The sequence below is a fragment of the Companilactobacillus sp. FL22-3 genome (genome assembly GCF_054881455.1).
Genome location: NZ_JBTYYZ010000001.1, coordinates 155,872 through 170,771, shown reverse-complemented (window position 1 = coordinate 170,771; position 14,900 = coordinate 155,872). Strand labels below are relative to the sequence as shown.

The following is a 14,900-nucleotide window of genomic DNA, read 5'->3' as shown; positions in this document are numbered from 1 at the left end:
AAAATAAATTCCCCTCTATTATTCTTACTAGAAAGTTTACTTCAAAAAACTAATAAAATCTAATTTTTACGGCTTTTAAGAAAAATAAAAAAGCCGTTTGCACGGCTTTCATTAATTTCGATTGTTACCAAATATTAAAATTAAACGTAATAGCTGTAGAGCAGTTGAAATAACCGCTGCTACATATGTTAATGCAGCTGAGAATAAAACTTTTCTGACCATTGGCACTTCATCGCTGTCGAGAATGTCTCCTGAGCTTAAAATACTAATAGCTCGGTTGGAAGCATTGAATTCAACTGGTAAAGTTACGACTTGGAATAAGACGACTAGAGCAAAGAGCCAGATTCCGATGGTGATCAATGTGTGGTTCATTCCTAAAAGGGCACCAATAATGATCAAGGGAATTGATACATTCGATCCTAAATTGACGGCTGGGACTAGAGCAGCTCTCATTCGCATAGGAGCATAGCTGGTCTGATCTTGAATCGCATGTCCACATTCGTGAGCAGCGACACCGATGGCCGCAACTGAAGTTGAATCATAAGTCGATTCAGATAAATTTAAAGTCTTATTGCCAGGATTGTAATTATCGGTCAGTTTACCACCGACACGATTGATTTGAATATCTTGTAAGCCCGCACTATCCAGAATATATCTGGCGGCATCAGCACCGCTTTTACCACGATGACTGGTGAACTGATCATATTTTTGGAAATTATGATTTACGTACCAGGATGCCCAGAGACTGATGACTAAACCAATCAGAATCAATAAATAGCTCGGACCAAAACCATAACCATATCCGTACATATATGTTAACTCCTCTTTAATGTATTGTTGTTAGAAGTATTATATCCATTATTTGTGAAGTTTTCTTGAAAAAGATGATCAAGTTGATTAATTTTGATTGTTTTTAAAGCCAGTTGGTCTTTGACAAAGCTTAAAAGTCGATCGGCAATCTCTTGCTTTTCCGCATTCGTCAAAGTTTTAACAGTGACCATTAAGGCGGCAGAATGCTGATTCAAATCAAGGTCGCTCAAAGAGATCTCAGCTACGATTTCGTCATGGTGTTTCCGATTCAAAAACCAGTAGATACCTTCATTCCGCATGATAACTTTGGCGGTATTAGAAATATATTCTGTCGTCGGATCGATCTGCATACCCAAGAATTCACTTACAGCTTTTAAATTAAAATGGGTTGGAAAATCCCAAAAGAAATTTTGGGTGATGAAAGGTCGATAAGACTTCATTTTTATCTCAGACATTGAAACAACTTCTCCCTTTTACAAACAAATTACTCAACGAGCATACTCTTCTTAGCACTCTTGTGTAGCTTGTGGATGAATGGTTTGAGCTTTTCAGTCGTAAGTAGACCTAATAAGTAGAAGGCTACACCAAAGGCTATTAATATAATAATATCTTTCGTGGCATTAGGCCAATATATTCCACCGACAGCTTCACGGATCAAGTTGACCGCATAAGTAAATGGCAAGTACGGATTAATAAATCGGAAGAACCCATCTGACAAGACTACTGGGAAGTTTCCACCGGCACCAGAGATGGACAGAACTAAGATGATGATTCCTAGGCCTTTACCGACGGTCCCAAACATCTGAACTAGTGAGTAGAGAATGGAAATAAAGACTAGACTGACCAGCATACAGAATACTACCAGCAAGACTTTTTCCTTGGTATAAGCATGCAGAATGTATAAGTTACCCAGAGCTGCGGCAATGGCTTGAAGTTGATTCAAAAAGCCAAAGGTCAAGAAACGGCCATTAAATCTTTGCTTAAAGGTGTAACGCTGTTTTTGACGTTCATTGAGTTCAAAATGCACTGTGAAGACACTGGAAAGCAATAATGCACCGACCCAAATACATAGCGCCAAGTAGAATGGAGCACTAGCTGAACCGTAATTTGGTACGTCATACAAGTTATCCTGCTTCAACTTAACAGGGTTAGAGAAGAAGTCGGATTCCTTATTCGCATCGGATTTCATCAATTTGATCAAGGCGTCTAAATCGACATTCTTTTCGCCTTTCTTGAGCAAGGAAGCGGAATGATGAATATCTTTCTTCAACTGTGGCCAATCATTTTCGATGAAGTTGTTGGCAGTAGATAGAGCTTGTTCAAGTTCAGGTGTCTTGGAGTTGACCAAGTTCAAAGTTGTAGTCAATTCATTTTCGATCTGAGGCAATTGATATTGTACAAAGAACGTTGCTGTGGCCAATTTCTTTTTGAGGGTAGGGTAATCATTATTGTAGAAATCATTAGTTAAGTTGATTCCGGTAATAATATTACTCATATTGCCGTTCAGTAATTGATTGGCATCGTGTATTTCATTGCCCACGGCAGGTAATTGTTTTTGATACTTTTGCAGATAAGTTAAAGCTGTTTCTAGGATACCCTTGGTATTGTTCAAAAGACCAGGAACAGCAGGGATGATGTCCGTGTTGATATCGCTTAGAGTTGTTCCAGCATCTTTTAAGAAGGTCGAAATACTACTAATAGTGCTAGATACACTATCCATAATATTGAGACCCTTCAAGGTATTGATACCATCGGCTATCTTATCAGCCTGTGTTTGTAGATCAGCTAGTTTAGCCTGCAATTGAGTTGTATCCAAGCTGTCATAATTGTCCAAAATGTCATTAGCTTTGGCAGCTAAAGTATCATTCAAAGCAGACAAGTCATTTAAGTGTTGGATTGGCTTATCCAAAGCTGTAGTTGGATCTTTGCCAAGTTGTTGAGCAACATTGTTGTAAAGTGTTTGTAAGTCAGACAATGAAGAAGCAATCTGCTTACTTACAGTTGATAGTTGAGTTGCATCGTCAGCTACATTTTGAATTACAGTCTTTAATTGTTCTTTAAGTTGTTGATTGGTTGGGTCATCTTTGATCTTATCAATCAACTTACTGATATTTTGCATTGAGTTACTGATCTGAGTAGCAATATTAAAGATCATCGACAATCCTGTATCAATGGTAGTTTTGATCACTGGTATAGCCTGCTGGATCTTTGGAATCAGTTCATTGTTGGCTTTTTCAACAGCACTTTGCGCATCTTTACCAAGTTGTTGCACTTCAGGCATTACTTTTTGAACTTTTGTAATCACGGAAATACCATTTTCAACTTGATTTATGCTGTTGGTCATTAATCCAGAGATTTTTCCAAAGTCATTGTCGACTTCATTGATCTGTGAACCAGCGTTTTGAATTTCGGGGATTTTTGTCTTAAGGTCCTTGGCAGCAATCCCACCAGCATCTGCTAGAGGCAAGAAATTATTCAAATTAACCAATTTTTGTGCATCTTGATTCAATAGTGGCAAGTAACCGTACATATCGTTGGCTTCTTGTAACTTCTGGTTCAAGTTTGGAACTAAGGTGTTAGCCTTTTGGACTTTGTCCATAATACTTTGTAATTCAGGCATATTATCATTGGTCGTGATCAATAAAGCCGATAGACGTCTTAACATAGGTAGATTATGTTGTAGATCACCACCGGATTTGTTCAGTACGCTAGTTATCGTTTTACTGATAGTTCCGACAAACTCATCTGAGATAGTATTTTGTAACGTCGTTGCACCTGTCTCAGTCAGCTTCGGGGCAATGGCGTTTATCTTCTGATTAACTTTGAAGACCAGCGTAGGTTTCTTGATATTACCAGATAAGAAACTAATGATATCCTTCGAAAAGTTTTTAGGGATATAGATACCAGCATAGTAGGAACCGTCTTTTACCCCTTGATCAAGTTTTTCTTTGGAACTGACAAAAGTCCAGCCCAATTTGTGATTCTTTTTTAGATTGGAAATCAGTTGATCACCAATTTCGATTTTTTGACCTTGCAATTCAACAGCTTGATCATCTGAATAAACTGCGACTTTCAGGTCACTAGTGTTGGAATATGGGTCCCATAAGGCCCAGACGTTGAACCAACAATAAAGACATGGCAAAATGACCAGTGCCAACATGAGTAATGTCGCTGGTTTTGATTGTAATGTCCGTTTAATATCTAGTCTGAATAGCTCCCAAGCTTTGATAGAAATCCCCTCCAAATTCCTGTTAAAACTGAATGCCGTTATATAACGCTAGGATAACGGATTGTTGTAAATAAATCCATTAACAGTGTCTAAGATTTCCGAATCATCGTGAAGCATTGAATGCTCAGCGGTTGAGCCTTTAATTAAATATTCAGTGTACTCCTTGACCCTTGGTTTAAGGATGTAGGAGATGGATTTGGCTGAAGTCACTGAAATGTATTTGTCGCTGTTTGAGTGGTCATCAACATTACCAAAAATATTTATAACACGAAGATCATCTGAAACGTTATTACGGTTAACAAAGATTCTAAAATATGTTGGACTCATAAATGCTGGACGTCCATTTGGTTTGAGACGATTAATATTAGGTAAGTCGCCTAAACCAATAATTCCATTGAATGGTCCAGCAATGAGTACTAATTTCTTTAGCCTTGGCATGTATGAACGCATTTTTTCACGTAAACTTGTCAGTACTAAAGCTACGGCACCTAAAGAGTGCCCAATTGCGTCATAGGTTTCAAACTCGTGTTTTGTCCGTAAATCGAATAAGAGTTTTAATAACCAATATTCCATCTGGTTGCTGCCAACCCATTTATTTTGAAAAACCACTTGAACAATAGGATGTTCATCCTCAGTCCAGATTCCTTCATATGTGATTTTGCCACGCCAGTTGATGGTGGCTTTAAGGAACTGGTCTTTTTTCTTACCATTACAGTTCAAAGCTGATTCAATCATTTTCTGTGTCGTATAATCCCCACCCCGAAAACCGTGGATGTAGAGAATTGGCCATTGCCCATTTTTCATAAATTCACCCCAACAAGATATTATTATATAATTATTATTGAGAAATTTTAACCAAATGAGGTATGACAATTGCAAAAATATTATGCAGTAAGACGTGGAAAGAAACCAGGTATCTATTTGACCTGGGCAGAATGTAAAGCCCAAGTCGATGGATTTTCGGGTGCGAGATACAAAAGTTTCACTGATCGAGCCCAAGCTGAAGCCTTTTTGGGTGGCAAGGATTCTTACATTAAGAGTACAACGAAATCAAAATTGAAACCACAAACAGAAGCAAATAAGCGAAAAACTTTAGATATTGCAGATTTTGAAACTGTCGTTTATACCGATGGTGGTTCCAGAAATCATGGTAATTTTAAAGGTGGACACGTCATGACATCGGACAAAGGTGCCTGGGCCTACCATATCAGCAATCATGGTGAAACATTTGAAGGTACGGCAGGTGAATTTGGTGCAACTAATAACCGGATGGAGATAATGGCCCTAATCCAGAGTATTAAACGATTAAATGAATTAAAAATCAATCAACAAAATACGATATTTGTCTTAGATTCTCAATATGTATTGAATGCAATCACCAAGGGATGGCTCAACGGCTGGAAAAAACGCGGTTATAAAAAAGCTGATGGAAGTGTCCCTGCAAATGTTGAATTATGGAAAGAATTAGATGGGTTGTTACCAACTATTCCACAAAAGAGCTTTGAATGGACTAAAGGTCACGCACAGAATATCGGTAATAATCGAGTTGATGAATTGTTGAATGAGACGATGGATAAGATGTAATAGGAAATGATCAGATAACCGAGATTTCAGCAGTCAAATAAAAAAAGCCCACAAAGTTAAAATAACTTTGCGAGCATAAATTACTTTTAATGGAACAAACCGCTAAAGAAAGATACGATACTATCCCAAATTCTTTGTAAGAAGTTACGATTTTCTTGAGTATTTAAATTGTTGAAGATGTTTTTAGCTTTACTCATGATATCGTTACTCAATTTTGAAGCTTGTTCTTTAAAGTTGGAATTCTTCAAAGCTCCAGAATCTCTAATTTGGACCATCAAATTGATAATTTGTTGTTTTTGATTGTCAGTAATGATGTTTTGAAGATTATTCTTTTGTAAGTTGTTATTAACAATTGTAGTAATTTGGTTGACGGTAATATTGCTACCTTCTTTAGCCATGTCTGATTTAATACCAGCAACGGCATTGTTTAGTTGTTTGTCAGTATAACCATCGGTACCCTTATTGGCGTCAGTAATGCCACTCAAAACGTTCATTTCTTTTTGAGCTGCGTTAACTTGGCTCTGATTCAAAGAATCACCACTATTAGAATAAGCGGCATAGATACCAGCTAAGGCACCAGAACCATCGATTGGGGTAGCGGATGTTACATAAATATTGGCATCGCTGATACCTGCTGTAACAGCGGCATTCCGATATTGATCGGCAGTAATAGTTGTAATATTGTTTTTACCATTATAATCGACGATTTTGACATTGATACCAGAACCGGATGATGTCTTTTGAATCAAAGCAGATGACCAAACTCCAGAGTTACTTGTAAATGAATTACCACTTGGATTTAAGTATTTCACTAGAGTATCGCCGGTAACGGTAATTGTATTGTAATTGCTACCGCCGCTAATTTGTGAAGACAAGGCATTGATTGTTCCTTGCTTTTGGTCAGAAGTTAAAGATGTACCTAAGGTCATAACTGGCTGGTCGCTTAAACTATCAGCTTTAACATTTTGTGCTGAAAAAACTCCCAGTGTAATCACAGATAATAAACCTAATAAAATAATGTTTAATTTTTTCAAGGCTATATCCTCCTTAACGCTAATTAAACCAAAAATGTGTGAATAATTCGAGAATTTATAAAAAAAATTTCTTAAACCTAAAGCTGAAATGGTTTTCTGCTTGGGATTGTGCTATTCTATAGGTTCTAGGAATACGCTTAAATAAGAAAAAAATAAAGGATTAGGTGAATAACAATGAAAATTGTCGTTCTTTCAGGTGGAAGAAGTACGGAAAGAAATGTTTCTTTATCTTCCGGAGTTAAAATCACCAACGCACTTCGTGGCAAGGGTTATGAAGTAGCTTATATTGATTCATTTTTAGGTAAGGATGTTGCAGAAGATCAAATAGACGATCTCTTTACAACTGAACCAGAAAGCGAAAGCAAGTTGATCATTGATGACGAAGTTTTAACTGATGAAAAGATCAACGCTCTTAGAACTGACGGTACTAGAGGGTTACTTGGCCCCAACGTATTAAAGATTTGCCAACATGCTGATATTGTTTACATGGGCTTACATGGTGAAGATGGTGAAAATGGTAAGATGCAAGCTGTTTTCGATGTCTTTGATATCAGATATACCGGAAGTGGTACGTTAGCTTCTGGTTTAGCAATGGATAAGAAATATTCTAAAGAAATTTTTGTTCAAGACAATATCCCAACTGCTAAGTATACAACTACTAAGACAGCTAAGATTTTGTCAGAAGATATTCCATTCAACTACCCAATGGTTGTTAAACCTTCCAATGGTGGTTCAAGTGTCGGAACACATATCGTCGAGAATGCAACAGAATTGAGAGAATCAGTTGCTGATGCTTTGAGATTCGATAGCGAAGTTTTGATTGAAGAATATATCAAGGGCCGTGAATTTTCAGTTGCGATTGTTGATGGCTTGGTTCTTCCAGCGGTTGAAGTTACTGTTGATACTGGTTGGTATGACTTCCAACACAAGTTCCAAGAAAATAATGTTACACACTTTATCACACCACCAAATAACTTAGACGATGAAATTCATAGCAAGATGCAAGCTTTGACAAAGAAAACTTTCGAAGCTTTGGGCATGAGTAATTACGGCCGTGTCGACTTCTTACTTCGTGATGGTCAATTGTATGTCATGGAAGCTAACACACTTCCTGGTATGACACCATTGTCATTGATGCCAAGAGAAGCCGAAGCAGCTGGTATTTCATATGCTGACTTGTGTGAAAGAATCATTAAGAGCAAAGTTAAGTATTACGAAGATAGAAAATAAACGTAAGCCGTTAATTCAATTTTGAATTAGCGGTTTATTTTTTTGAGTGTAGAATAAAGAGGGAAAGATATTAAAAAAATTAGATTGCGAGGAAGTTTGCTTATGACAAGAAGAATTGGAATTATTGGTATGGGTAATGTTGGTGCAGCTTGTGCGCACTATATCGTTGCTGGTGGTTTTGTCGATGACTTAGTATTGATCGATCAGAACGAGAAGAAGGTTAAGGCAGATGCACTTGATTTTGAAGACGCTATGGCTAATTTGCCTTATCATACAAACATCTTTGTAAACGATTATTCACAATTAGACGATGCTGATATTATTATTTCAGCAGTCGGTCATATCAGTTTGATTGGTGGCGATCATCCTAATCGTTTTGGCGAACTAAAACCAACTGGAGAATCGGTAACTGATGTTGCTAATAAAATCAAACAGACTAAGTTCCATGGAATTATGGTAGTTATTAGTAATCCTAATGATGTTATGACTTCAATGTATCAACAAATCCTTGGTTTCCCTAAAGAACGTGTCATTGGTACGGGAACGCTTTTGGATTCAGCGAGAATGAAACGTGCAGTTGGTAACGCCTTTTCTGTCGATCCCCGTTCAGTTGAAGGTTATAATTTGGGCGAACATGGTAACTCACAATTTACTGCTTGGTCGACCGTAAAAGTTATGGACCAACCAATTGAAAAATTGGCTAAAGAGTCAGGATTAGATTTGGAAAAAATCAATGAAGATGTCAGAATGGGTGGCTTCACAGTCTTTGATGGTAAAGGCTACACCAACTATGGTATTTCTACAGCTGCTGTCCGCCTCTCATTAGCCATCTTAAATGATGCAAAAATCGAATTACCAGTTTCAAACTATCGTGAGGAATATGGCGTTTACTTATCATATCCAGCTATCGTTGGCCGTGAAGGTATTCTCAAGCAATTGCAATTGGACCTTCCTCAAGAAGAGCTAGATAAACTTCAATATTCAGCCGATTATATTAAGAAGAATCTTAAATAGAGAAGATTGCTTAATTTCAAAATATTATGAATTCCCAGTGGATAACAACTGCTGGGATTTTTTTGTTGCCAAAATGGCTACAATTTAACTAATTAAGTTAAATTAATTATTTTTTAATGAAATTAGAGTATAATGTCAAATACAACTTAAGTTTGAATGAGAGGTAATTTTATGACAAGAAAAGTAGCAATTATTGGAACAGGTAACGTTGGTGCAGCTTGTGCACATTATATCGTTTCAAGTGGTTCCGTTGATGACTTAGTAATGATTGATATTAATGAGAAAAAAGTGAAGGCGGATGCCTTGGATTTTGAAGATGCGATGGCCAATTTACCATTCCACACCAATATTTTTGTCAATGATTACTCTCAATTAGATGATACTGAAGTAATTATTTCAGCAGTCGGAAATATTAAACTGCAAGATCGTCAGACACCAGATCGGTTTGCGGAGCTTGATTTTACTAGTAAAGCAGTTGAAGACGTCGCCGAAAAAATTAAAGCTACTAAATTTCATGGCAAAATTGTGGTAATTAGTAATCCTAATGATGTGATGGTTTCTATTTATCAGAAAATTACTGGTCTACCAAAAGAATGTGTCATGGGAACAGGAACCTTGCTTGATTCTGCACGAATGAAACGCGCAGTTGGTGCAGCGTTACATGTTGATCCACGTTCGGTTGCAGGATATAACTTGGGTGAGCATGGTAATTCACAATTTACTGCTTGGTCAACGGTTAAGGTTCTCGATCATTCAATTACTGAATTGGCACAAAAAGACGGATTGGATTTGGATAAGTTAAATGAAGATATCCGAATGGGCGGTTTTACAGTTTTCAGTGGTAAAAAGTATACCAACTATGGTATTTCAACTGCAGCGGTCAAGTTAACAATGGCAATTTTGAATGACGCATACATTGAATTGCCTGTATCAAATTTCCGCCAAGAATATGGCGTTTACCTCTCATATCCAGCAATTGTAGGACGCAAAGGAATCGTTAAGCAAATTCAATTGGATTTACCTCAAGAAGAGTTAGATAAATTACAATACTCTGCTGACTTTATTAAGAGCAAGCTACCCGCTGAATTTAAATAGTGTTAGGTGAGCGTATCCGTTTGTATGTGTTCATATAATTTAAAATATTTTTAATATAGGTTTTTAAAATTAGTATATTCAAAAAGTAAAAGGCATATCGCTAGTATAAGAATATGCCTTTTTTTTGCCGTTATAACGGGGAATAAGAAAATACAAATATTATTTTTTTTGGATTATAGTCAAGCCTTGATGAAACGGGGATATGTTTAAACTGGTATCACTTTTTTTTGGTTTGCTTAAAAATACACCGTTGACATAACGGCGTTATTAATCTATTGTTCGAAATGTAAACGGTTACTAAAAGACTGGTGGTGCCATCCATGTTTATACGACAGATTCTTAATAACAATGTAATCTTAGTCGAGGATTCTAACCACATCGAAAAATTAATATGGGGAAGGGGTATAGGATTTCAAAATAAAAAAAATCAAAATTATGAGCTAGGGACCAACGATAAAGTTTATACAATACAAAATAGTGAAAAAAATGATGAATTTATTAATCAATTTAATCAATTACTGAAAAAAGTACCGTATGAATATTTCAAGGTCACCAGCAAAATTATTGATATTGCAAAAGAATATACTGGCAATAAATATGACGATTTTCTTTTAATTACCTTAACTGATCATATTTATTTTTCAGTTGGTAGAATGAAGGACGGAATATTTATCGGAAATCCTTTTTTAAATGACTTGAGAGTTCTTTATGAGAGAGAGTTTAATGCGGCAAAGGTAGGTCTCAAGCTTATTGAATAGGTTTCAGGGATAAGTATTCCAGACGATGAAGCTGGATACATTGCGATACATTTGATTGAAAGCAAAATTGAAAGTAATGATGAGCCGAGTGAAATTAAAACAGAGATACTTTTACAGAGAATTGAAGAGATAAGCAATCTTGTTTCTAAGAAAATTACAATAGACAAGAGTGATATTAGCTACAATCGTTTTTTAATTCACTTGAAGTACTTAATGATTCGTTGGGCAAGGGGAACTGATGAAACTGACGAATTGAGTGAATATGAATCAAAATTATATTCTGAAATGGTAAAACATGATCGTAGATTGAGAAAAATATTAAATCTTGTCGTAAAGTATTTTGAAGATCAATTAAACTTTTCACTGAATACATCAGAAAAACTATATCTTGCACTACATATAAAAAGATTATTCAAATAATGGGCTTGTAACTTTAAGTAGGCAATACCTTGTAATCAATTTTATTGGTTATTTGGTTTTGTCTCTTTTTTTGCTTTCAATTAATAAAAAAACAAGGAGGAAACTTCAATTGAGTAATAACAACGAAGCAGTAAACGAAGAAAAGATTAGCCGCAAAACGAAAATCTATGGTTTTTTTCAAGATCTAGGTAAGTCATTTATGTTCCCTATTGCCACTTTAGCAGCAATGGGAATTTTGGTTGGATTAGGTAGTTCTTTTACCGCTCCAGCAATGATGGCAAGAATGCCATTCTTTAAGATTCCAGCCGTTTACAGTATCTTTAGTTTTATGAACACTGTTGGAAGTTTTGGATTTACGTATTTACCTGTAATGTTTGCAATGTCGATACCTTTTGGATTAGCAAAGAAAAATAAAGGTGTTGGAGCAATTTCAGCTCTTGCAGGTTACATTTCTTTAAATATGGGTATTAATTTTATGCTTCAACAGCAACATCAATTAGTTAGTGCAGCTAAAATGCAGTCTGCTGGACAATCATTGGTCTTGGGTATACAGACATTAGAGATGGGCGTTTTGGGCGGTATCTTTGTTGGATTGATCGTTTATGCATTGTTAGAAAGATATCAAGAAATAAAACTACCAGATGCCTTTTCTTTCTTTGGTGGTATTAGATTTATTCCCATTATTAGTGTGATTGTATGTTCGATACTGGGATTAGGTGTGCCATTTGTTTGGCCAACTATTCAGGGATGGATTATTGGATTAGGCCATGTTATTCAAAATGCAGGTGTCTTCGGTCCGTTCTTGTATGGAATTGCCTTAGCTGTCTTAAAGTTAATGGGACTCCATCATATTTTGTTAGCAATGATTCGTTTCACGGATGCTGGTGGTACTGCAGTAGTTGCAGGAAAAACAGTTCATGGTGCCTTAAATATATTTTATGCTGAATTGAATGCAGGAGTTCCAATTTCTGGTAAAGCAACGGCGTTCTTATCACAAGGATTTATGCCAACTTTCATGTTTGGTTTACCAGCAATTTGTTTAGCAATTTATTTCACAGCTAAGTCTAAAAATCGTGACCGAATAAAAGGTATTCTGATTTCCGCAGCTTTAGTAGGTTTTGTATCTGGAATTTCTGAACCAACAGAATATCTCTTCCTATTCGTTTCACCAATTCTTTATGTATTCCATACAATTATGCAAGGTCTATCTTTGTCTGTTATGGCATTGTTAGGCGCTAGAATGGGTAATACCGATGGTGGTGTTATTGATTGGATCTTGTTTGGCTGGTTACAACCCGGATCTAAGTGGTGGATATTAATTCCAGTAGGGATAGTCTGGTTTGCAATATACTTCTTCGTTTTCCGTTGGTATATTTTAAGGAAAAATGTCAAAACACCAGGTAGGGAAGATGATGGAGCTGCGGTTATGACTAAAGGAAATGGAATCTATGATCCAAAGGTTATCTTAGGGGCTCTAGGTGGTGCTGGAAATATCACATCACTAGATAACTGTGTTACACGTTTGAGATTGATGTTAAAAGATCCTTCAAAAATGAATGAAGATACTTTGAAACAGTCAGGGGCTCTTGCAGTTGTTAAAGCTGATAAAGCCGTTCAGGTTGTATACGGTGCTCAAGTTCAAAGTGTAAAAGATGGTCTAGAGAAGGAAATGGGTATATAGGAGGAGCAACTTTAAAATGAAATATGATTTTGACGATATTGCAGACAGAGGCATTGACAATGCTAGAAAATGGGATAAAGAAATTGTTAATAAAAAATTTCCCGGACTTCCAGATGATTTTATTCCACTTTGGATTGCTGACATGGACTTTAAAGCTGCTCCAGAGATCAGAGATGCGCTAACTAGAATGTCACAAAATGGAGCATATGGCTATACATACGCTACTCAAGAATGGTTTCAAAGTGTTATCAATTGGCAGCTGAAAAAACATAATAATCACATTGAACAAGAATGGGTGACCTTAGGATATGGAACAGTTCCAAACATGCACTGTTTAGTTCAAACTTTAACTGAACCAGGTGATTATATAATAATGAATACACCTGTATATGGTCCGTTTGCTTATGCTGCCGAGCATAATGATAGACGAGTTATCACAGTTCCTTTGATTTTAAAAAAAGATCGTTATTATTTAGACTTTGATAGAATCGAAACAGAGATGAAGAAGAACCATCCAAAGATAATGATGTTTTGCTCTCCACATAATCCTAGTGGAAGAATTTGGAGTAAAGACGAGCTACTTAAAATAGCACAGCTATGTTTTGAAAATAATGTAGTTATGGTTAGTGACGAAGTTCATTCTGAGCATATTATGGAAGGACAATTTATTTCTGCACTCCAATTGCCAGAAAAATACCTGAATAATTTAGTTATGTTCACTTCCCCAAATAAAGCATTTAATCTTGGTGGACTTAAACTATCATACTCAATTATTCCAAATGAACAGTTAAGATCAGCACTTAGGATGCAATATATAAAAAATTCTGTTACCTCTCCTAATGTTCCGGGACAAATTGCAATGACTACTGCATATAATGAATGTGGTGAGTGGTTAACACAGTGTGAAGCTTATATAAAAAAGAATTTACAAATTTTCGAAAAGGCTTTGGAAAGCGATTTTCCAGAATGGAAATTATTAAAGGTAGAATCCTCATATTTACCATGGGTAGATATTTCAAATTCTGAATTCGATATGCATACTATTGCACAAAATATGGCAATGAATGCTGGTGTCGTTGTTGGTATAGGTGATGATTACGTGGCAGACGCCAATGACTTCTTGAGATTCAACCTAGGTACTTCCAGAGAACTTGTTGAAGAGTCAATGGAGAGGATGGCTAAGGAATGGAAAAGAATGAAACTAAATAGTCAAAGGGTGTTGAAAAATGTTTAATTTTTTTAAGAAGAAAAAAGGCAATGAACTAGCTGCTCCCATAGATGGAAAATTAATTTCAATTGAAAATGTATCGGACCAGGTTTTTTCTCAGAAAATAATGGGTGATGGTTTTGCGGTCGAGCCAGATTCAGATGTAGTAGTCTCACCAGTGAAAGGTGAAATTGTAAGCATTTTTCCAACAAAACATGCAATCTCTATAAAAGACACTAAAGATATGGAAATATTGCTTCATTTAGGGATTGATACTGTAGATCTGAATGGTAAGCCATTTGAAATGTTGGTAGAAGAAAAGCAACATGTCGAGGTTGGTGATCCGCTAGTAAGAATGAGTAGACAGGAAATTAAAGACAATAAAAAAGACGATACCGTCATACTAGTGCTACCTGGACAAAATAACCTTCACTTTGATCCAAGTATTACAGAGCGAGAAGTTAAAGCTGGTGATATGTTAACAACAGTTGGATAATTTTATATATCAAAAATTATCAATAAATAGATATAGCACTATATGAAAGAACGCATGCATAACGCTACGTTCTTTTTTCTTTATCTTGGTATATAAGACATTTGAGTGATTGTAAATTCATTAATGAAAAAAGATTATACTTATGAAAAATTGGTTAGACCAATTTCAAAGTGGTATCTTTTTATGAACCCATAATAAAAAATACCACTTAATTTTTACAACGTTATAAGTGTTGATATAAAAGGATTATTAAAATAAACCACTCAAAAAATGGTCTATTCCACATGTTGCCATGCTATTTGTAACCGTATACAATGGTCTTGTGGTTGATACCAGAAAGGA

Annotated in this window: 14 protein-coding genes; 9 read left to right on the top strand and 5 right to left on the bottom strand. The window is 36.0% G+C overall.

What is annotated here, in order from left to right:
- Positions 1-111: 111 nt before the first annotated feature.
- The 4 genes from ACYT32_RS00780 to ACYT32_RS00765 are packed head-to-tail and all read right to left on the bottom strand — an operon-like array spanning position 112 to position 4,843.
- Positions 112-810: a zinc metallopeptidase gene (locus tag ACYT32_RS00780; protein WP_395264031.1), complete on the bottom strand. Its 699-nt coding sequence runs from the start codon at positions 808-810 to the stop codon at positions 112-114.
- Positions 811-815: 5 nt separating this feature from the next.
- A complete protein-coding gene (locus ACYT32_RS00775; protein ID WP_395264030.1) occupies positions 816-1,265 on the bottom strand; it encodes a hypothetical protein in 450 nt (149 codons plus the stop codon).
- A 29-nt stretch (positions 1,266-1,294) separates the two neighbouring features.
- Entirely contained in the window at positions 1,295-4,054 is a 2,760-nt protein-coding gene (locus ACYT32_RS00770) for a YhgE/Pip family protein (protein WP_395264029.1), read from the bottom strand.
- A gap of 33 nt (positions 4,055-4,087) precedes the next feature.
- On the bottom strand, positions 4,088-4,843 hold the full coding sequence (locus ACYT32_RS00765; protein WP_395264028.1) for an alpha/beta hydrolase: 756 nt from the start codon (positions 4,841-4,843) through the stop codon (positions 4,088-4,090).
- Positions 4,844-4,912: 69 nt separating this feature from the next.
- Between ACYT32_RS00765 and ACYT32_RS00760 the strand changes: the two genes are divergently transcribed.
- On the top strand, positions 4,913-5,623 hold the full coding sequence (locus ACYT32_RS00760) for a ribonuclease H family protein (protein WP_395264027.1): 711 nt from the start codon (positions 4,913-4,915) through the stop codon (positions 5,621-5,623).
- 86 nt (positions 5,624-5,709) lie between these two features.
- Here the strand turns inward: ACYT32_RS00760 and ACYT32_RS00755 are convergent, their stop codons facing one another.
- On the bottom strand, positions 5,710-6,657 hold the full coding sequence (locus ACYT32_RS00755) for a DUF1002 domain-containing protein (RefSeq protein WP_395264026.1): 948 nt from the start codon (positions 6,655-6,657) through the stop codon (positions 5,710-5,712).
- Between the two features lie 174 nt (positions 6,658-6,831).
- Here ACYT32_RS00755 and ACYT32_RS00750 point away from each other — a divergent pair, with 174 nt between their 5' ends.
- The 8 genes from ACYT32_RS00750 (at position 6,832) to ACYT32_RS00715 (ending at position 14,558) form a co-directional block, all read left to right on the top strand.
- Positions 6,832-7,887, top strand: coding sequence for a D-alanine--D-alanine ligase (locus ACYT32_RS00750; protein ID WP_395264025.1), 1,056 nt, complete (start codon positions 6,832-6,834; stop codon positions 7,885-7,887).
- 102 nt (positions 7,888-7,989) lie between these two features.
- Positions 7,990-8,901 (top strand): L-lactate dehydrogenase, encoded by a 912-nt coding sequence (locus tag ACYT32_RS00745; RefSeq protein ID WP_395264024.1) that lies wholly within the window; start codon positions 7,990-7,992, stop codon positions 8,899-8,901.
- 171 nt (positions 8,902-9,072) lie between these two features.
- Entirely contained in the window at positions 9,073-9,996 is a 924-nt protein-coding gene (locus tag ACYT32_RS00740) for an L-lactate dehydrogenase (protein ID WP_395264023.1), read from the top strand.
- Between the two features lie 320 nt (positions 9,997-10,316).
- Entirely contained in the window at positions 10,317-10,754 is a 438-nt protein-coding gene (locus ACYT32_RS00735) for a CAT RNA binding domain-containing protein (protein WP_395264022.1), read from the top strand.
- 51 nt (positions 10,755-10,805) lie between these two features.
- Positions 10,806-11,174: a PRD domain-containing protein gene (locus ACYT32_RS00730; protein ID WP_395264021.1), complete on the top strand. Its 369-nt coding sequence runs from the start codon at positions 10,806-10,808 to the stop codon at positions 11,172-11,174.
- A gap of 199 nt (positions 11,175-11,373) precedes the next feature.
- A complete protein-coding gene (locus tag ACYT32_RS00725) occupies positions 11,374-12,855 on the top strand; it encodes a PTS transporter subunit EIIC (protein ID WP_395264168.1) in 1,482 nt (493 codons plus the stop codon).
- Between the two features lie 16 nt (positions 12,856-12,871).
- On the top strand, positions 12,872-14,089 hold the full coding sequence (locus tag ACYT32_RS00720) for a MalY/PatB family protein (protein ID WP_395264020.1): 1,218 nt from the start codon (positions 12,872-12,874) through the stop codon (positions 14,087-14,089).
- The gene (locus ACYT32_RS00715) at positions 14,082-14,558 is read left to right on the top strand and encodes a PTS sugar transporter subunit IIA (RefSeq protein ID WP_395264019.1); all 477 of its coding nucleotides are present in this window, start codon (positions 14,082-14,084) and stop codon (positions 14,556-14,558) included. Before ACYT32_RS00720 ends, ACYT32_RS00715 begins: the two co-directional genes overlap by 8 nt.
- The last annotated feature ends 342 nt before the right edge of the window (positions 14,559-14,900 follow it).